The sequence below is a fragment of the Xanthomonas sp. F1 genome, assembly GCF_014199855.1.
This window is the reverse complement of the sequence record NZ_JACHOK010000006.1, coordinates 15,037-31,914: the sequence shown is the minus strand read 5'-3', so window position 1 is coordinate 31,914 and position 16,878 is coordinate 15,037. Positions and strand designations below refer to the sequence as shown.

Annotated in this window: 16 protein-coding genes; 4 read left to right on the top strand and 12 right to left on the bottom strand. The window is 68.7% G+C overall.

Annotated elements, in window-relative coordinates:
• Positions 1 to 39: 39 nt before the first annotated feature.
• Positions 40 to 1,782, top strand: a complete 1,743-nt coding sequence (gene dnaG / locus GGR71_RS13970; protein ID WP_160957830.1) for a DNA primase — start codon at positions 40 to 42, stop codon at positions 1,780 to 1,782.
• Between the two features lie 136 nt (positions 1,783 to 1,918).
• On the opposite strand, the gene GGR71_RS13965 is transcribed toward dnaG, so the two are convergent.
• The gene (locus GGR71_RS13965; RefSeq protein ID WP_160957833.1) at positions 1,919 to 3,067 is read right to left on the bottom strand and encodes a lipase family protein; all 1,149 of its coding nucleotides are present in this window, start codon (positions 3,065 to 3,067) and stop codon (positions 1,919 to 1,921) included.
• A 247-nt stretch (positions 3,068 to 3,314) separates the two neighbouring features.
• On the opposite strand from GGR71_RS13965, the gene GGR71_RS13960 reads away from it, so the two are divergent.
• Both GGR71_RS13960 and GGR71_RS13955 read left to right on the top strand, forming a co-directional pair.
• The gene (locus tag GGR71_RS13960; RefSeq protein ID WP_160957836.1) at positions 3,315 to 4,304 is read left to right on the top strand and encodes a bile acid:sodium symporter family protein; all 990 of its coding nucleotides are present in this window, start codon (positions 3,315 to 3,317) and stop codon (positions 4,302 to 4,304) included.
• A 184-nt stretch (positions 4,305 to 4,488) separates the two neighbouring features.
• Positions 4,489 to 6,075, top strand: a complete 1,587-nt coding sequence (locus tag GGR71_RS13955) for a thioredoxin family protein (RefSeq protein ID WP_160957838.1) — start codon at positions 4,489 to 4,491, stop codon at positions 6,073 to 6,075.
• A gap of 198 nt (positions 6,076 to 6,273) precedes the next feature.
• Here the strand turns inward: GGR71_RS13955 and GGR71_RS13950 are convergent, their stop codons facing one another.
• From GGR71_RS13950 to GGR71_RS13930, 5 genes are all read right to left on the bottom strand, one after another.
• On the bottom strand, positions 6,274 to 8,010 hold the full coding sequence (locus GGR71_RS13950; RefSeq protein ID WP_160957841.1) for a methyl-accepting chemotaxis protein: 1,737 nt from the start codon (positions 8,008 to 8,010) through the stop codon (positions 6,274 to 6,276).
• An 88-nt stretch (positions 8,011 to 8,098) separates the two neighbouring features.
• Complete coding sequence (cyoE, locus tag GGR71_RS13945; protein ID WP_160957844.1) at positions 8,099 to 8,992, bottom strand: heme o synthase; 894 nt, start codon at positions 8,990 to 8,992, stop codon at positions 8,099 to 8,101.
• On the bottom strand, positions 8,989 to 10,152 hold the full coding sequence (locus GGR71_RS13940; protein ID WP_160957846.1) for a COX15/CtaA family protein: 1,164 nt from the start codon (positions 10,150 to 10,152) through the stop codon (positions 8,989 to 8,991). The genes cyoE and GGR71_RS13940 overlap by 4 nt, the downstream gene beginning before the upstream one ends.
• Before the next feature lie 10 nt (positions 10,153 to 10,162).
• Complete coding sequence (locus tag GGR71_RS13935) at positions 10,163 to 10,738, bottom strand: hypothetical protein (protein ID WP_160957849.1); 576 nt, start codon at positions 10,736 to 10,738, stop codon at positions 10,163 to 10,165.
• A 27-nt stretch (positions 10,739 to 10,765) separates the two neighbouring features.
• Positions 10,766 to 11,524 carry an SURF1 family protein gene (locus GGR71_RS13930; RefSeq protein WP_184452060.1) on the bottom strand — a complete coding sequence of 253 codons (759 nt, stop codon included), beginning with the start codon at positions 11,522 to 11,524 and terminating at the stop codon, positions 10,766 to 10,768.
• A 30-nt stretch (positions 11,525 to 11,554) separates the two neighbouring features.
• Between GGR71_RS13930 and GGR71_RS13925 the strand changes: the two genes are divergently transcribed.
• Positions 11,555 to 11,773, top strand: coding sequence for a twin transmembrane helix small protein (locus tag GGR71_RS13925; protein ID WP_160957855.1), 219 nt, complete (start codon positions 11,555 to 11,557; stop codon positions 11,771 to 11,773).
• 234 nt (positions 11,774 to 12,007) lie between these two features.
• Here the strand turns inward: GGR71_RS13925 and GGR71_RS13920 are convergent, their stop codons facing one another.
• The 6 genes from GGR71_RS13920 to GGR71_RS13900 are packed head-to-tail and all read right to left on the bottom strand — an operon-like array spanning position 12,008 to position 16,758.
• Positions 12,008 to 12,889, bottom strand: a complete 882-nt coding sequence (locus GGR71_RS13920) for a cytochrome c oxidase subunit 3 (protein ID WP_010341611.1) — start codon at positions 12,887 to 12,889, stop codon at positions 12,008 to 12,010.
• 19 nt (positions 12,890 to 12,908) lie between these two features.
• Entirely contained in the window at positions 12,909 to 13,499 is a 591-nt protein-coding gene (locus GGR71_RS13915; RefSeq protein ID WP_160957858.1) for a cytochrome c oxidase assembly protein, read from the bottom strand.
• Positions 13,496 to 13,627, bottom strand: a complete 132-nt coding sequence (locus GGR71_RS21095; RefSeq protein ID WP_255347926.1) for a hypothetical protein — start codon at positions 13,625 to 13,627, stop codon at positions 13,496 to 13,498. The genes GGR71_RS13915 and GGR71_RS21095 overlap by 4 nt, the downstream gene beginning before the upstream one ends.
• Positions 13,627 to 15,237, bottom strand: a complete 1,611-nt coding sequence (gene ctaD, locus GGR71_RS13910) for a cytochrome c oxidase subunit I (RefSeq protein ID WP_160957861.1) — start codon at positions 15,235 to 15,237, stop codon at positions 13,627 to 13,629. Before ctaD ends, GGR71_RS21095 begins: the two co-directional genes overlap by 1 nt.
• A gap of 31 nt (positions 15,238 to 15,268) precedes the next feature.
• Positions 15,269 to 16,261 carry a cytochrome c oxidase subunit II gene (coxB, locus tag GGR71_RS13905; protein WP_160957864.1) on the bottom strand — a complete coding sequence of 331 codons (993 nt, stop codon included), beginning with the start codon at positions 16,259 to 16,261 and terminating at the stop codon, positions 15,269 to 15,271.
• A 20-nt stretch (positions 16,262 to 16,281) separates the two neighbouring features.
• A complete protein-coding gene (locus GGR71_RS13900) occupies positions 16,282 to 16,758 on the bottom strand; it encodes a DUF2244 domain-containing protein (RefSeq protein ID WP_029561818.1) in 477 nt (158 codons plus the stop codon).
• Between the last annotated feature and the right edge of the window lie 120 nt (positions 16,759 to 16,878).

Below are 16,878 nucleotides of genomic sequence, written 5' to 3'. Positions count from 1 at the left end.
CTCGAGCGTGACGGCACAGGCGCATGGCATCCTATGCGGATGGCCCGCATCCCCGACGCATTCATCGACGACCTGCTCGCCCGCACCGACATCGTCGAGGTGATCGGCACGCGCGTGCCGCTGAAGCGCCAGGGCAAGGAATACGCGGCGCGCTGCCCGTTCCACGACGAGCGCTCGGCGTCGTTCACGGTGTCGCCGACCAAGCAGTTCTACCACTGCTTCGGCTGCGGCGCGCACGGCACCGCGATCAGCTTCCTGATGAACTACGACCGCCTCGAATTCCTCGACGCGGTCGACGAGCTGGCCAAGCGCGCCGGCATGGAAATCCCGCGCGACGCTCAACAGCGCGGCGCGGCGCAGGCCGCCGGCGACGACCACCGCGACCTGTACTCGGCACTGGAAGCGGCAGCCAAGTTCTTCCAGCGCCAGTTCGACGGCAGCGAGAAGGCACGCGCCTACCTGGACGGGCGCGGCGTGGACGCCGAGAACCGCGCGCGCTTCCAGATCGGCTACGCCCCGGACGGCTACGGCGCGCTCAAGGACGCACTGGGCACCGACGAGCGCCGGCTCAAGCTGCTGGACCGTGCCGGGCTGTTCTCCAAGAACGACCGCGGCCACGTCTACGACAAGTTCCGCGACCGGGTGATGTTCCCGATCTTCGACCGCCGTGGCCGGGTCATCGCCTTCGGCGGCCGCGTGCTCGACAAGGACGACGGCCCCAAGTACCTGAACTCGCCGGAGACCGCGCTGTTCCACAAGGGCCGCGAACTGTACGGCCTGTGGCAGGTGCGCCAGGCCAACCAGAAGATCGAGCGGCTGATCGTGGTCGAGGGCTACATGGACGTGGTCTCGCTGTTCCAGTTCGGCGTCACCCAGGCGGTGGCGACGCTGGGTACCGCGACCACGCCGGACCATGCCGAACTGCTGTTCCGCAACGCGCCGGACGTGTTCTTCTGCTTTGACGGCGACGCCGCCGGCCGCCGCGCCGGCTGGAAGGCGCTGGAATCGGTGCTGCCGCGGATGAAGGACGGGCGCCAGGCGTTCTTCCTGTTCCTGCCCGACGGCGAGGACCCGGACACCATCGTGCGCAAGGAAGGCGCCGCGGCCTTCGACGCGCGGCTGGTCCAGGCCACGCCGCTGTCGCAGTTCTTCTTCGACGAACTCTCGCGCGAGATCAACCTCGGCACGCTCGACGGCAAGGCGCGCCTGGCCGAACGCGCGCGGCCGATGCTGGCGCAGATCCCCGACGGCGCCTTCGGCGACCTGATGCGCCAACGCCTGGCCGAACTCACCGGCATCGGTGCCGCCGCACCGGCCGCGGCCACAGCAGCGGCAAGCCGGCCGGCACCGCGCGCACCGCGCCCGGCGCACAAGCGCAGCCTGGTCCGCGAGGCGATCGTGCGCCTGCTGCAGGCACCGTCGCTCGCGCTGGACCTGCCGCCGCCCTACCCTTTCGCCGGCCTGCGCCTACCCGGCATCGAACTGATGATCGAACTGCTGCAGATCGTGCATGCGCGCCCGGAAATCACCACCGGCGCCCTGCTCGAACACTTTCACGAACGCGAGGAACTGGCCGCGCTGCAGAAGCTGGCGGTGCAGGAGATCGCCGGCGAGACCGCCAGCTGGCGCCAGGAACTGCACGACGTGGTCGTGCAGCTGGAAAAGCAGACGCTGCAGCAGCGCCTGGAAGAATTGACCGCCAAACAGCGCGCGCAAGGGCTGGACGAAACCGACAAGTACGAACAGCGCGAACTGCTCAAAGTGCTCGGGTCATTGCGCTGAGTCCAGCGGCGGGACACGCGGCCCGCCGCTGGATGCCGGCAGGCCTCGGTCGACGATGGCGGTCGCACCTGGCGATCGCCATCGTCTTCTACGCACGTAGTACGCCTTTGCGTTGCCTGCCTGGGCGGCGCGGTGCCTAGGACTGCGCCGTCGACGCGCGCACGTCCGCATCGAGCCGGGTCAGCAGCGCATACAGCTCCGCATCCGTGTCCACGTCTGCCGTCTGCCGCTCCTGCGCCGGCGGCACCACCGGGATCAAGCGGTTCGCGATCAAGGCGGAATACGCGGTCGTGTGTTGGTTTTTCGCCTGTTCCAGGAACTGGAAGGCGCTGGTCGGAATGCCTGCCAACGTGCCGACGAGCTCCTGGTTGGCGATCTGGGTGTACGCGATCCCGGAAGAGAGCGACTTTTTCTTCGCCTTGTCCACGGCAAGATCGATCGTCACGAACGACTTGTTGTCGTAGATCGTCTTGATCTGCTCCAGCATCGCCGTATTCCACGCGTGCGGCACCACGTCGTACGAATTCCACAGGTCGCGATTCCACACCTGGTAGGTGTTGCCAGCGGTCGGCGGCAACGTCGATTTGCACAGCCCCGCGAAGGCGGCGTTGCCCGGCGTTGCGCCCGCCGTGGGATAGCAGTACACCGCCTTGCAGGCGTCCAACCGGTGAGTGCTCTTGAACCAGGTGGCCATGGTCGGCGACAGGGCGCCGCCCAGGCTATGACCGGCGAAAATGACGCTTGCGCCACTGCTCGCCACCTTTTTCAGGTACGCGTCCAGCGTGACGCCTGGCGACACGCCGGAGGGCGGACTCACCATGTTGAGCAGATGCCAGACGCCCAGCGCCGTCCCCATCGAGATGACCGTGCTCTTCTCCGTCGGATTCATCAGTGCAACCGGGGGCGTACTCGCCGTGGGATCGTAGGTCGCGAAGTCGACCACGCTGGCGACGTCGAAGTCCTCCATCATCCAGTCATAGGAAGAAAGCGGATTGGTCGCAGCGATCGCCACGACATACACGTCCCCGGCCAGGTCGCCGACATTGCTCGCCTTGGCCACGAACATGGCGTTGTCCGAGCGATCGGAGGTCTCCGCCTGCCAGACCTGCGGCCCCCACACCAATTCCCAGGTACCGATCGCCGCCTGCGCAGGTGGCGAGGCCAGCGTCGCCACCAGGACCTTCTGATACTCGGCCTGCAGTGCTTGCGCAGTGCCGGTCTGCGTGCTGACCCAGTTGGCCAGCGTCGAAAGCGCGAAAACGGTCTGATACTGATCGTATGGCATGTGCAAGCTCCTAGTCCGTGGCAGTGCCTGGAGAAGCAGGAAGCGCAAGCGCGCGACGCGCACCTGCGTGCCCGGCGCGCTCCCCATCGGCCGGGTGGCCGCAATCTAGCAAGCCGCCGATGCACGCATTCGACCGAAACGGCCAGCACCGCAACATGTCTGCGAGTTGTCTACGCCGTGCGTCCGGATTCGCGTGCGGGCGCCATGCTTTCTAAAATGCACCACTCCCCCGCTCGACCTTCCCCCGATGATCAAGTCCTGGCTCGCGCGCCTGCGCATCGAACCGTTCACCCTGGCGCTGCTATGCACGGTACTGCTGGCCTCGCTGCTGCCGGTGCAGGGACGCGCGGCGTCGGTGATGGACGTGGTCACCGATCTGGCGATCGCCGCGCTGTTCTTCCTGCATGGTGCGCGACTGTCGCGCGAGGCCATCGTCGCCGGCGCGCTGCACTGGCGGCTGCACCTGACCATCTTCGCCGCCACCTTCATCCTGTTCCCGCTGCTGGGCCTGCTGTTCAAGCCGCTGTCGCACTGGCTGCTGACCCCGGACCTGTACATCGGCGTGCTGTTCCTGTGCACGCTGCCGTCCACGGTGCAATCGTCGATCGCCTTCACCTCGATGGCCGGCGGCAACGTGCCGGCGGCCGTGTGCAGCGCCTCGCTGTCGAGCCTGCTCGGGGTGTTCCTGACGCCGCTGCTGATGGGCGTGCTGGCCGACGCGCAGAGCGCCATGTCCAATCCGTTGGAGGCGATGGGCAAGATCATGCTGCAACTGCTGGTGCCATTCGTCGCCGGCCACCTGCTGCAGCGCTGGATCGGCGGTTGGGTCGAGCGCCGCCGTGCAGTGCTGCGCTACACCGACCAGAGCACCATCCTGCTGGTGGTGTACACCGCATTCAGCGCGGCGGTGGTCGAAGGCCTGTGGCACAAGACGCCGCTGCCGGCGCTGCTCGGCGTCGCCGCGGTCGGCGCGGTGCTGCTGGCGCTGGCGATGACGTTGATCACCTTCGGCGCGCGGCGCCTGGGGTTTTCGCGCGAAGACGAGATCCCGATCGTGTTCTGCGGCTCCAAGAAGAGCCTGGCCACCGGCGTGCCGATGGCCAAGGTGTTGTTCGCCAGCGGCAGTCTCGGCGCGATCGTGTTGCCGGTGATGATCTACCACCAGATCCAGCTGATCGTCTGCGCCGTGATCGCGCAACGCTACGCGCGCGCGGCGAAAGCAGACGCAAGGCCCTAGCGAGCGGCGGGCGGCAGCCGCGCGGTGCGTCGGGCGAGCCGATGTTCCGCGGCAGCACCGCCGCAACACCGGTACGAGCGGCATATGCAGATGCCCAGCCGGCATATGCAACCGCGGCGGGGGCTGCGTACAGTGGACGGCCGGCGCGGCCGGTGCCGTGCTTCCTTCCCCATCCGGTGCCCCCATGAGCCGCATGTTTCGCCGTTCCGCGACGATCTCCGCCAGCCTGGCCGCGCTCCTGGCGCTGAGTGCCTGCCAGAAACTGCCCGCGCCTGCCGCGCCCAAGGCCGCCACGCCGGCACCTGCCGCCGACAGCGCCGGCATCGCCTGGCGCGAGGGCGACGTCGACGATGCCTTCGCCGAAGCGCGCGAACACGACAAGCCGGTGCTGCTGTACTGGGGCGCCGCCTGGTGCCCACCGTGCAACCGGCTCAAGGCCACGCTGTTCAAGGATCCGGCGTTCATCGCCCGCACCCGTGCCTTCGTCGCGGTACACCTGGACGGCGATTCGGAAGGGGCGCAGGCCTGGGGCGAACGCTTCGGCATCAAGGGCTATCCGACCATCATCGTGTTGCGCCCGGACCGCAGCGAGATCACCCGCCTGGCCGGCGACAGCGACACCCAGCGCCTGGCCGAGGCCCTGCGCGTGGCCGCGACCCGCACCACCACCTCGGCGCAATTGCTGCAGCAGGCGCTGAAGGCGCCGGCCACGCTCGATGCCGACGACTGGACCCTGCTCGGCGAATACGGCTGGGCCGTGGATGCGGCGCAGTTGGTCGAGCCGGGTCAGGCGCACGACGTGCTGACGCGCCTGGCCGCCGCGGCGCCACAGCCGGCCTTGCAGCGCCGTTTCGCGTTGCTGGCGTTGGCCGCGCAGGATCCGGCCAAGGCCGCCAGCGTAGACGCCAAGCACCGCGCCGCCGATCGCGACCTGCTGCGGGCGGTGCTGGCCGATCCGGCCGAGGTGCGCGCCAACCGCAGCACGCTGACCTATGCGGCGCGCGAGCTGGTGCAGGCCGCGGCCAGCGACGCCGCCGAGCGCAGCGCACTGTCGGGCGCGCTGACCCATGCGCTGGACCAGGTCTACGCCGACAGCAGCCTGCCGATCAGCGACCGCCTGGACACCGCCGCCGCGGACATCGCTCTGGCACGGTTGGCGCAAGGCCAGCCGGCCGATACCGGCGATGGCCCGCATCCGCCGCTGCCGCCCGCAGTGGTCGCCAAGGTGCAGCAGCGCGTGCAATGGGCCGAGCAAGCAGCCAAGACCGACTACGAACGCCAGTCCACGATCAGCACCGCCGCCGCGTTGCTCGACGCCGCCGGCGACAGCGCCGGCGCCGAACAACTGCTGCTGGCCGAGCTCCAGCGCAGCAAGACGCCGTACTACTACATGCCGGAACTGGCCGGCTTGGCCGAGGCGCGCGGCGACAGGCAAACGGCGCTGTTCTGGCTGAAGAAAGCCTACGAGAGTGCCGAAGGCCCCGCCACGCGCGTGCAGTGGGGCGTGCTCTACGTCGATGGGCTGATCCGGCTACAGCCGGACAATACGGCCGCGATCGAGGCGGCCGCCAGCCAGGTGATCGGCGAACTGGCCGGCCAGCCGGACGGCTATCACCAGCGCACCCGGCAGCGCTTCGACACTCTGGCCAAGACCCTGCAGGCCTGGAGCAAGGGCCACGATGGCAGCGCGGTGCTCGCGCGGCTGCAGCAGAAGATGCAGCAAAGCTGCGGCAGCCAGGCACGCGACGGCTGCCAGCATTGGCTGGGGTGAGGGCGTAAGGCGTGTAATGCGCGCCGGCCCTGCAGCGGGCCAGCGGCAACCGCCGGCCCGCTGCACGGCCGCCACTCTTTAGAGAGATCCGGTCCGCGCGGCGTCGCAGCGCGGTTGGGCCCGCGCCGCACGACACACCGATTGCGCGCCTCGCGCAGCGGCGCGCAACCACGCGCCGTGCGCTCGACGGGCTCCCGATCAGGCCGCCACGCGAACCGGCGCCGCCGACTGAGCACCGGCCTGGCCACCGGCGCGGCGGCCACTGCCGGTGTGCGCGTTGAGGCCCTGCGCCTGCCCTTCCAACGCGCGCGCGGCCTCGGCCATCTTTTCGACCAACGCCGCGTTCTGCTGCGTGGCGGTGTCCATCTGCACCACGATCTGGTTGACCTGGCCGATGCCCGCGCTCTGTTCGCGGCTGGCGCCGGCGATGTCGGTCATGATCCGCTGCACCTCGCGCACCGAGCCGAGCAGTTCTTCCATGGTGGCGCCGGCACGCGCGACCAGCGCCGAACCGCGATCGACCTGCTCGCTGGAACCGGCGATCAGGCCACGCACTTCCTTGGCCGCATCGGCGCAGCGCTGGGCCAGGCTGCGCACCTCGGTGGCGACCACGGCGAAGCCGCGGCCCTGCTCGCCGGCACGTGCCGCTTCCACCGCCGCGTTCAGCGCGAGGATGTTGGTCTGGAAGGCGATGCCGTCGATGACGCTGATGATGTCGGCGATCTTGCGCGACGCGCTCTCGATGCCGGCCATGGTCTGCACCACGTCGCGCACCACGTCGCCACCGCGCTGGGCGACGTCGGTGGCGCCATCGACCAGCCGGTTGGCGTGGCCGACGTGCTCGACGTTGCGCTGCACGGTGCCGGTGATCTCTTCCATCGAACTGGCCGCCTCTTCCAGCGCCGCGGCCTGCTGCTCGGTGCGCCGGGCCAGGTCGCTGTTGTCGTCGACCATTTCCGCCGCCGCCGTCTGCAGGGTGTGCGCGGCTTCGCCGAGTTGGCGCGCAGCATGGATGTCCAGCAACGCGCCGACCGCGCGCAGCGGGGTGCCGTCGGCGGCGCGCTTGGTCAGGCCGCGCGCGCGGAACCAGCGGTACTCGCCGTTCTTCAAGCGCAGCCGGTACTCGATGTCGAAGCCGGTGCGGCCGGTGCGGTCGTTGAGGTGCGCGGCGAAGGCGTTGAGCGCGAACTGCGCGTCCTCCGGATGCAGGCGCGAGGACCAGCTGTCGAGCACGTTGGGGAACTCTGCCTCGGAAGCGAAGCCCAGCAGCGAACGGAACTGCGCCGACCACCAGAACTCGTTGGACGGGTTGATCGGATCGCCGGCGATCACGCTCATGTCCCACAGGCCGTCGTTGAGCATGTCCGCGCCCAGCTCGAAGCGGGTCAGGACCACGTCCAGGAACGCCTCGCGCTCGCGCCGCTCGGTGATGTCGGTGAGCGCGCCGGCCACCCGCAGCGGCGAGCCCTGGGCGTCGCGCTGGGTGGTGCCGAGCGCGCGGAACCAGCGGTACTGGCCATTCTTCAGCTGCAGCCGGTACTCCACGTCGTAGGGGGTCTGCCCGCTGCGGTCAGCCAGGTGCGCGGCGAACGCGTCCAGCGTGGCCTGCTTGTCTTCCGGGTGCAGGCGCGAGGCCCAGCTGTCGAGCACGTTGGGGAAGTCGAGCTCGGAGGCGAAGCCCAGCATCGCGCGGAACTGCGACGACCACCAGAATTCGTTGGCCGGGTTGATCGGGTCGCCGGCGATCACGCCCATGTCCCACAGGCCGTCGGTGGTGCCGGCGGTGACCAGGTCGAAACGGCCACGCAGATAGTCCAGGTCGGTGCGAGCGCTGTCGGCCTGCGCACGGGCGCGGTCACGGTCGGCCTCGGCCTCGCGCAGGCGCTCGGTCAGTGCCTGCAGCTTCGCCGCGTCTTGCTTGCTCTTGCCCCACATACGTGTCTCCGCGGCTTTGCCGATTTTGGTCGTTCGCACGGTAACGACCGCGACCGGCAACACTTGAGCGGGGGGCTGAACGCGTGGTTCAGGCGATCCAGTGATCGACCAGCAGGAACGCGAACAGCGCCATCAGGTACACGATGGAATAGCCGAACATGCGCATCGAGAACATCTCGTCCGGCGGGTCGAGCATGCGCCAGGCGTACCAGAGGAACACCGCGTCCAGCACCAGGGTGCCGCCGAGGTAGAACACCCCGCTCATGCCCACCGCCACCGGCAGCAGCGTCACCACCACCAGCAGCACCGTGTACACCAGGATCTGCCGGCGGGTGTGCGCCACGCCGTGGGTGACCGGCAGCATCGGGATCGAGGCCTTGGCGTAGTCGGCGCGGCGGAAGATCGCCAGCGCCCAGAAGTGCGGCGGCGTCCACACGAAGATGATCAGCACCAGCAGCGAAGCGTAGGCCCAGTCCCACTGGCCCTGCATGCCGGTGATCGCGGCCCAGCCCAGCAGCGGCGGCGCGGCGCCGGCCAGGCCGCCGATGACGATGTTCTGCGGCGTGGTGCGCTTGAGGAACACGGTGTAGATCACCGCGTAGCCGATCAGCGAGGCGAAGGTCAGCACCGCGGTGATCCCGTTGACCCACACCACCAGCACCGTCATCGACAGCGCGGTGAGCAGGGTGGCGAACAGCAGCACCTGCCACGGCAACACCTTGCCCACCACCAGCGGGCGCCAGGAGGTGCGCGCCATCTGCGCGTCGATGCGCGCGTCCAGCAACTGGTTGATCGCCGCCGCCGCCGAGGCCGCCAGCCAGATGCCGAAGAAACCGAGCAGGCCGGTGCGCACCTGCGCCCAGGTCGGCAGCCCCGGGATCGCCAGGCACATGCCGACCAGCGCGGTGAACACGATCAGCGCGACCACCTTGGGCTTGGTCAGGTCCCAGTAGTCGCGCCAGTGGACGCGGTGCGTGCTCATTGCGGCGCCCGCAAGCGCGCCAGCAACGACACCAGCACGAACAGCAGCGCCACCGCGCCGGCGTTGTGCAGGACCGCCACCGGCAGGGGCAGCGCCAGCTTGACGTTGAGGATGCCCAGGCACACTTGCGCCACCAGCAGCAGCGCCAGCGCCGCGGCCCAGCCACGCATGCCCGGCGTGCGGCTCAGCCGCCAGCTCAGCCACAGCAGGTACGCGGCCACCACCATCGCCATCATCCGGTGCGCCATCTGGATGGCGATGCGCGCCGCGCCGTCGAGCACGCCGCCTTCGTAATCCACGCCGATGCCGCGCCACAGGGTGAAGCCCTCGCGGAAATCGTGCGGCGGCCACCACTGGCTGACGCAGCGCGGGAAGTTGTCGGCCGACCAACTGCCGCCGCCGCAGGCCAGCGCCGCGTAGTTGGCGCTGACCCAGCCGCCCAGCGCGATCTGCAGCACCAGCACCGTCACGCCCAGGCGCAGCAGCCATTTCAGCCGCGGCGCATCGGCCAGGGTGATCGGCAGGTGGGTGGCGCGCCAGGCCATCCACACCAGCAGCGAGAACATCAGCAAGCCGCCCAGCAGGTGCCCCATCACCACGATCGGCTTGAGCAGCAGGGTGACCGTCCACATGCCCAGCAAGGCCTGGAAGATCACCACCGACAGGGTCAGCACCGCGGCACGGGCCAGGTCGTCGTTGGACCAGCGCAGCGCCGCCAGCAGCAGGATGGCCTCGCCGCCGACCGCGACCAGCATCGCCAGCCCCGGCCAGCCGGACATGTACAGCGGGATCGACAACGCGACCAGCGCCGCCGCCGTGACGATCTGGGCAATGCCGAGCCGGCGCCGCCGCGCCGCCAGCAGCGACAGCACCAGCACCTCCACGCCCAGCGCGCCGGCCAGGAAGCGGTGGATCTGCTCGCGCCAGGCCTTGTGCGTCTCCAGCGGCCGGATCTTGCTGGCGGCGTGGGTGTCGGCTTCGGCGCTGGTCTGCGGCCAGGTGATGCGCCCGTAGCAGGTCGGCCAGTCCGGGCAGCTCATGCCCGCATCGGACAGGCGCACGAACGAACCGAACATGATGGTGCTGGCGGTGAACAGCGCCGCCAGCCAGGCCATGCGGTGGAAATGCCGGAACAGCGCCGGGCGCGCGAACAGGGTCATAGGGAGCGGCTCACAGGAGTTTCAGCAGCTTCGCCAGGTCCGCGCGCAGCCCGGCCGGGTCGAACCCGGGGGCATAGCGCAGCACCACGAAACCGTTCGGATCGATGACGTAGACCGGCACCCCGGCCGCATCGCGCACGCGCGGCAGCGCTGCCAGCAGCGCCGGATCCGCACGCAGCGCCTGCACCTGCGGCAGGGCCTGGGCGGCCGGCGGCGGCGTACCGATCCACAGGATCTGCACGTGATCGGCATCGTGGCCGAACAGTTGCCAGACCTTGTCCAGATCGCGCGCCAGCGCATCGCAGGCGCTGCCGCAGTCCGCCGGCGGCGCCAGCGCGATGCGCCACAGCCGCCGCTGCGGCTCCCAGGCGTAGACGCGGCCATCGGCCAGCCGCGGCTGCAGCGCGCGCAGGTCGGCCGGCGGCTGCAGCAGTTCGCCGTGGTTGCGACTGGCGGCCGGCTGCCAGCCGGAAAAGCGCAACGCGCCGGCGACCAGCATCGAGCCGAAGAACAGGACGAACAGCACGATCAGCGGCCAGCGGCCGCGTGCGGCCGCCGGGCGCGGGGCCGGGGTGGGAGCATTCATGCCGGGGATTTTCTCATGCGCGCGCGCTCAGCGCCCGCCCCTTCCCCTGCGCGTACGCCAGCTGAGCAGGGCCGCGGTGACCAGCACCGCCAGCGCCAGGCCGAACCATTGCACTGCGTAACCCAAGTGGCGCTCGGGCGGCAGCGTGTTCGGCAGCAGGTCCAGGTCGCGCGGATAGCCCAGCGGCAGGGCCGGATCCAGGCGCAGCACCTGCGACAAAATGTCGCGGCGGCCGAGTGCCTCGCCGATCGCTCCCGGCTCGATGCGCATCGCCAGCCAGCGCTGCGGCGACGGCGCCGCGACCAGCGCCGGGCCCAGAGTCAATCCATGCGACGGTGGAGGCCCGAGCAGGCCGACCAGCATGTAGCGGCCCCGCAGCGGCGCCGGCGCCGGCAGCGCGCGGTCGGCCGGCAGCGGCAACCAGCCCAGTTCCACCAGCAGCGGCGCCGCGGCGCCGTCGGCCAGGAACGGCTGGTACACCTTCACCCCGCTGCGGCCCTGCCGCAACTGGTTGTCGAGCAGGATCTGCCCGGGCAGGAAGCGGCCGGCGCCATGCACCCAGCGCAACTGTCCCGGCGGCGTCGCCCGCAGCGCATCGGCCAGCGTCTGCGGACGATCGCGCACATGCGCCGCCTGCGCCAGCAGCGCCTGCTTCTCGTGCATGCGCTGCAGTTGCCAGCGGCCGAGCATGCAGAAGCACGCCGCCACCGCCAGCGCGACGCTCCAGCCCAGCCACAACGGCATGCGTCGGCGCGTGCCCACGCGCGAGGCCGCGGCGAGGGTCATAATGCGGACACACCATGTGCCGAGACGCCCATGAACGACTCGCTGAAGACTTTGCTGATCGTCGCGTTCCTGCTGCTCATCCTGTGGAACCTGGGCGCCGGCCTGTACTACCTGTTGGTGGACCGCGGCCAGAGCAAGCGCACGCTAAACGCGTTGACCTGGCGCATCGGCCTATCGGTGTGCCTGATCCTGCTGGTGATCCTGGGCATCTATACCGGAGTGATCAAGCCTCATGGGCTCGGGCGGTAGACGTTGCTTTCGGGATTCGGGATTCGGGATTCGGGATGGCAGCATGCTTCGGCGTAGTCACGATGCCGCAAGCGATCCGTAAAAACACTGATCCCTTGTAGGAGCGGCTTCAGCCGCGACGCCTTACCGATGACGGGTCGCGGCTGAAGCCGCTCCTACGACACGCCGCCGCCAGGGACGCCGGCACGCGCGGAAACCCACGAATCCCCAATCCCAACTCCCCAATCCCCGCCCTCAAAGCACATACACGAACAGGAACAGCGCCAGCCACACCACGTCGACGAAGTGCCAGTACCACGCCGCCGCTTCGAAGGCGAAGTGGTTGTCGCGGCTGAAGTGCCCACGGCTGATCCGCAGCAGCATCACCAGCAGCATGATCGTGCCCAACAGCACGTGCGCGCCGTGGAAGCCGGTGAGCATGAAGAACGTCGAGCCGTAGATGCCCGAACCCAGGGTCAGGTTGAGCTCCTTGTAGGCGTGCATGTACTCCTCGGCCTGGAAGTACAGGAAGGTGCAGCCCAGCGCCACGGTCAGCGCCTGGAACACCATCAGCCGGGTGCGCTGGCCGGCCTTGAGCGCGTGGTGGGCGATGGTCAGGGTCACGCCGGAACTGAGCAGGATCAGCGTGTTGATCAGCGGCAGGCCCCACGCCGGGATGGTCTGGAACTGGCCGCCGATACCGCCCGGGCCGTTGGTCGGCCAGGCGGCGGAGTAGCCGTCCCACAGCAGCGCGTTGGTCATCACCCCGTCGCCCTCGCCGCCCAGCCACGGCAGGATGAAGGTGCGGGTGTAGAACAGCGCGCCGAAGAAGGCGCCGAAGAACATCACCTCGGAGAAGATGAACCACACCATGCCCATGCGGAACGACACGTCGACCTGGCGGTTGTAGTGCCCGGCGATCGATTCGCGGATCACGTCGCCGAACCACATGAACAGCGTCGCCACCAGCATCGCGATGCCGGTGAAGAAGGTCCACTTGCCCCACGACGCGTCGTTGAGCCAACTGGCCACGCCGATCATGGTCACGAACATCGCGATCGAGCCGATGAACGGCCAGCGGCTCTGGCTGGGCACGTAGTAGGCGTTGGCGGTGGCGTCGGTGCTGGGCTGGGCCATGGCAGGCATTCCGGTCGGGTCAAGGAGCCGCGCGCGCGGAACCGGCCAGTTTCGGCGATCCCAGTTCCGCGCTCAGCGCATCGTTCTTGTAGAAGGTGTAGGACAGAGTGATGGTGCTGATGTCGCTGGGCAGATTGGGGTCGACGATGAAGCGCACCGGCATGTCGCGTTTCTCGCCGGCCTGCAGGGTCTGCGCGGTGAAGCAGAAGCACTCGGTCTTGGTGAAGTAGCCGGAGGCGCGCGCCGGTGCCACCGACGGCACCGCACTGCCGACGATGGCCTGCGCGCCGTCGTTGTGCGCGTAGTACAGCGCCTCGTTGAGTTCGCCCGGCACCACCTGCATGGTCAGTTGCTCCGGATGGAACGACCACGGCAGCTTGGAGTTCACGCCGCCGTCGAACTGCACGGTGACTGTGCGCTTGCCCGCCAGCGGCTTGCCCGCCTGCGGGCCTTCGCCAGGGCCGCGCTCCAGGCGCACGCCGAATACCTTCTCGCAGGCGATGCGGTACAGCGGCACCAGCGAGAAGGTCAGCAGGAACACTGCCAGCGCCACGCCGACCAGCTTGAACAGCCCGGCACTGCTGTGCACCTGCGGCGCTGGCGCGTTCATCGGCCCAGCACCCCCGAGAGGATGAAGCCGACATAGATCGCCAACGCCACCACGCCGACCACCAGCGCGGTGCGCGCCGCACGCTTGCGGCGCAGGACGAGGTCGTCGAGCGGCGGTTGCGCGGTCATCAGTGGCTGATGTCGTCGTGGGCCAGGTCGCCGGGCTTGAGCACCGGCGGCAGGGTGAAGGTGTGCGCCGGCGCCGGCGACGGCACCGTCCACTCCAGGCCGCGCGCGCCTTCCCAGGAGCGCGCTTCGGCGCGTGCGCCGTTGCGCAGCGACGCCAGCAGGATGCCGGCCATCAGGAACGGGGTGACGAACATGCCGAACGCACCGATCGAACTGACCAGATTCCAGTCGGCGAACACCACGTTGTAATCGGGGATGCGCCGCGGCATGCCGGCCAGGCCGAGGAAGTGCTGCGGGAAGAACAGCAGGTTGACGAACAGCATCGTCCACCAGAAATGGAACTTGGCCCACGCCTCGTTGTACATGCGCCCGGTCCACTTCGGCCACCAGTAGTACACCGCCGCGATCAGCGCGAACACCGCGCCGGTGACCAGCACGTAGTGGAAGTGCGCGACCACGAAATAGGTGTCGTGGTACTGGAAGTCGGCCGGCACGATCGCCAGCATCAGCCCGGAGAAACCGCCGATGGTGAACAGGATGACGAAGGCGATGGACCACAGCATCGGCGACTCGAAGGTCATCGAGCCCTGCCACATGGTGCTGACCCAGTTGAATACCTTCACCCCGGTGGGGATGGAGATCAGCATGGTGGCGAACATGAAGTAGATCTCGCCGCCCAGCGGCATGCCCACGGTGAACATGTGGTGCGCCCAGACGATGAAGCTCAGGAACGCGATCGCCGCGATCGCGTAGACCATCGCCTGGTAGCCGAACAGCGGCTTGCGGCTGAAGGTCGGGATGATTTCGCTGATCACGCCGAACGCCGGCAGGATCATGATGTAGACCTCGGGATGCCCGAAGAACCAGAAAATGTGCTGGTACATCACCGGGTCGCCGCCGCCAGCGGCGTTGAAGAACGAGGTGCCGAAGAACTTGTCGGTGAGCAGCATGGTCACCGCGCCGGCCAGCACCGGCATCACCGCGATCAGCAGGAACGCGGTGATCAGCCAGGCCCAGCAGAAGATCGGCATCTTCAGCAGGTCGATGCCCGGCGCGCGCATGTTGAGCACGGTGGCGATGATGTTGATCGCGCCCATGATCGAGCTGATGCCGGCGACGTGGATGGCGAACACCGAGAAGGCGACGTTGTAGCCACCCTGCAGCATCAGCGGCGGATACATGGTCCAGCCGCCGGCCGGCGCACCGCCGGGCAGGAACAGCGTCAGCAGCAGCAGGGTGAAGGCCACCGGCAGCAGCCAGAACGACCAGTTGTTCATGCGCGGCAGCGCCATGTCCGGCGCGCCGATCTGCAGCGGGATCATCCAGTTGGCCAGGCCGACGAAGGCCGGCATCACCCCGCCGAAGATCATCACCAGCGCGTGTACGGTGGTCATCTGGTTGAAGAATTCGGGCTTGACGAACTGCAGGCCCGGCTGCGCCAGTTCGGCGCGGATCACCACACTCATCGCCGCACCGATGACGAACATGGTGAAGCTGAAGAGCAGGTACAGCGTGCCGATGTCCTTGTGGTTGGTGGAGAAGAACCAACGCTCGACGAAGCTCTGCTGATGCCCGTGCTCGTCGTGGTGATCGACTGCCGAATGGGCCATGGCGGCTACCTCAGAAAAGGAATGCTGGAGATCAGGCGGCTTGCACGATCAGGTGCGAGTCGGAACGAGGACGCCACAGGCGCGCCTGTGGCGGGGCCGCCGGCGCCTGGGCGTCGGCCGGCGCGGCAGCAGGGTCGGCGGAGGCCGGCGCAGCCGCCGGGGCCGCCGCTGGCGTGGCCGGCGCAGGCGCGGCGGCGGGCGCCGGCTTGCGCGATGCCAGCCACTTCTGGAAGTCCTGCTTGCTCACCGCCTCGACCACGATCGGCATGAAGCCGTGGTCCTTGCCGCACAGTTCGGCGCACTGGCCGCGGTACACCCCGGGGGTGTCGATGCTGGTCCAGGCCTCGTTGATGATCCCGGGAATCGCGTCCTGCTTCCAGCCCAGCGCCGGCACCCACCAGGCGTGGATGACGTCGTCGGCGGTGATGACGAAACGCACCTTGGTGTTCACCGGCAGCACCAGCCGGTTGTCCACGTCCAGCAGGTAGTGCGGATCGTGCTCGGCCGTGGGCACCGCACCGCTTTGCCGCAGCCGGTCGGAACTGCGCGCCAGGCGGCTGGTGAACGAGACGTTCTCGCCCAGGTATTCGTAGCGCCACATCCACTGGTAGCCGGTGACCTTTACCGTCATCTCGGCATCGCGGGTGTCGTACATCGCGATCAGCTTGGCGGTGGCCGGCCACGCCATCACGATCAGGATCAGCACCGGGATCACCGTCCACACGATCTCGGCCTTGGTGTTGTGGCTGAACTGCGCCGGCACCGCGCCCTTGGACTTGCGGAACTTGAAGATGGCGTAGGCCATCGCACCGAACACCAGCACGCCGATGACCACGCAGACCCACAACGCGACCATGTGCGCGTCGTAGGCGTTGCGCGCGCTCTGGGTGACGCCCCTGCCCATGTTGAGCTGCCACGGCTTGGGATCGGCCGATTGCGCCCACGCCAGCGGTGCGGCCATCGCCGCTGCCAACGCCACCCCGCCCCTGACCGCCTGTTGCACCCACCCGCCGCGTTGCTTCATTGCCTAGACCCCTTGGAGCGTCATCGGTTGCGGCCGGTCACGGCCGCGAGCAAGCCTTCCAGGGTCTGCGCCAGTTGCCGGCGTTCGTCGGGGCCGAGGAATTCGCCAACCCGGACCTGCTTGCCGCTGGATGCCAGCACCACCCTGTCGTCGCCTTCGATCCGCAACCGCACCCAATGCGGATGGGCGCGGAACGCCGGCGTTCCTGCATTCGGACGGGTCACTTCCACGCAGGCCGGACCCACCCGGATATCCTCTTCGCGCTCGCCGCCGCGCCACGACCAATGCAGCGCGAGCGCCACCACGATGCTGTGCAACAGGGCGAACGCAGGCGCGAACACATTGCCGGCGAGCCACCCCAGCCCAGCCACGGCCCACATCGCCCCGGCCAGTGCGAGGAACAACAGAACGAATTGCCGGGCATTCAACGCCCGCGGCGGTCGCAGCCGCAGCTGCGTACCCGACCCCTCCGGAGAAAACGGAAACATTTCGATCATGTCGAACCGCGCTTCCGAACCGCTCGCGCCCGAGCCGCGAGCACGCCTGGATGGTAGCCCCCGGCCTGCGCGGCGGCAAGCGCGCGTTCACCATAAAAAATGCTGCAGCGCAACCAGATT

What these genes read in the sequence shown, in the direction of transcription:
- GGR71_RS13925 (WP_160957855.1), top strand. Translation starts at nt 11,555, where the DNA reads ATGAACGACTCGCTGAAGACTTTGCTGATCGTCGCGTTCCTGCTGCTC.
- GGR71_RS13900 (WP_029561818.1), bottom strand. Translation starts at nt 16,758, where the DNA reads ATGATCGAAATGTTTCCGTTTTCTCCGGAGGGGTCGGGTACGCAGCTG.
- GGR71_RS13955 (WP_160957838.1), top strand. Translation starts at nt 4,489, where the DNA reads ATGAGCCGCATGTTTCGCCGTTCCGCGACGATCTCCGCCAGCCTGGCC.
- dnaG (WP_160957830.1), top strand. Translation starts at nt 40, where the DNA reads ATGGCCCGCATCCCCGACGCATTCATCGACGACCTGCTCGCCCGCACC.
- GGR71_RS13950 (WP_160957841.1), bottom strand. Translation starts at nt 8,010, where the DNA reads ATGTGGGGCAAGAGCAAGCAAGACGCGGCGAAGCTGCAGGCACTGACC.
- GGR71_RS13930 (WP_184452060.1), bottom strand. Translation starts at nt 11,524, where the DNA reads ATGACCCTCGCCGCGGCCTCGCGCGTGGGCACGCGCCGACGCATGCCG.
- GGR71_RS21095 (WP_255347926.1), bottom strand. Translation starts at nt 13,627, where the DNA reads ATGACCGCGCAACCGCCGCTCGACGACCTCGTCCTGCGCCGCAAGCGT.
- GGR71_RS13915 (WP_160957858.1), bottom strand. Translation starts at nt 13,499, where the DNA reads ATGAACGCGCCAGCGCCGCAGGTGCACAGCAGTGCCGGGCTGTTCAAG.
- GGR71_RS13965 (WP_160957833.1), bottom strand. Translation starts at nt 3,067, where the DNA reads ATGCCATACGATCAGTATCAGACCGTTTTCGCGCTTTCGACGCTGGCC.
- coxB (WP_160957864.1), bottom strand. Translation starts at nt 16,261, where the DNA reads ATGAAGCAACGCGGCGGGTGGGTGCAACAGGCGGTCAGGGGCGGGGTG.
- ctaD (WP_160957861.1), bottom strand. Translation starts at nt 15,237, where the DNA reads ATGGCCCATTCGGCAGTCGATCACCACGACGAGCACGGGCATCAGCAG.
- GGR71_RS13940 (WP_160957846.1), bottom strand. Translation starts at nt 10,152, where the DNA reads ATGACCCTGTTCGCGCGCCCGGCGCTGTTCCGGCATTTCCACCGCATG.
- GGR71_RS13960 (WP_160957836.1), top strand. Translation starts at nt 3,315, where the DNA reads ATGATCAAGTCCTGGCTCGCGCGCCTGCGCATCGAACCGTTCACCCTG.
- GGR71_RS13935 (WP_160957849.1), bottom strand. Translation starts at nt 10,738, where the DNA reads ATGAATGCTCCCACCCCGGCCCCGCGCCCGGCGGCCGCACGCGGCCGC.
- GGR71_RS13920 (WP_010341611.1), bottom strand. Translation starts at nt 12,889, where the DNA reads ATGGCCCAGCCCAGCACCGACGCCACCGCCAACGCCTACTACGTGCCC.
- cyoE (WP_160957844.1), bottom strand. Translation starts at nt 8,992, where the DNA reads ATGAGCACGCACCGCGTCCACTGGCGCGACTACTGGGACCTGACCAAG.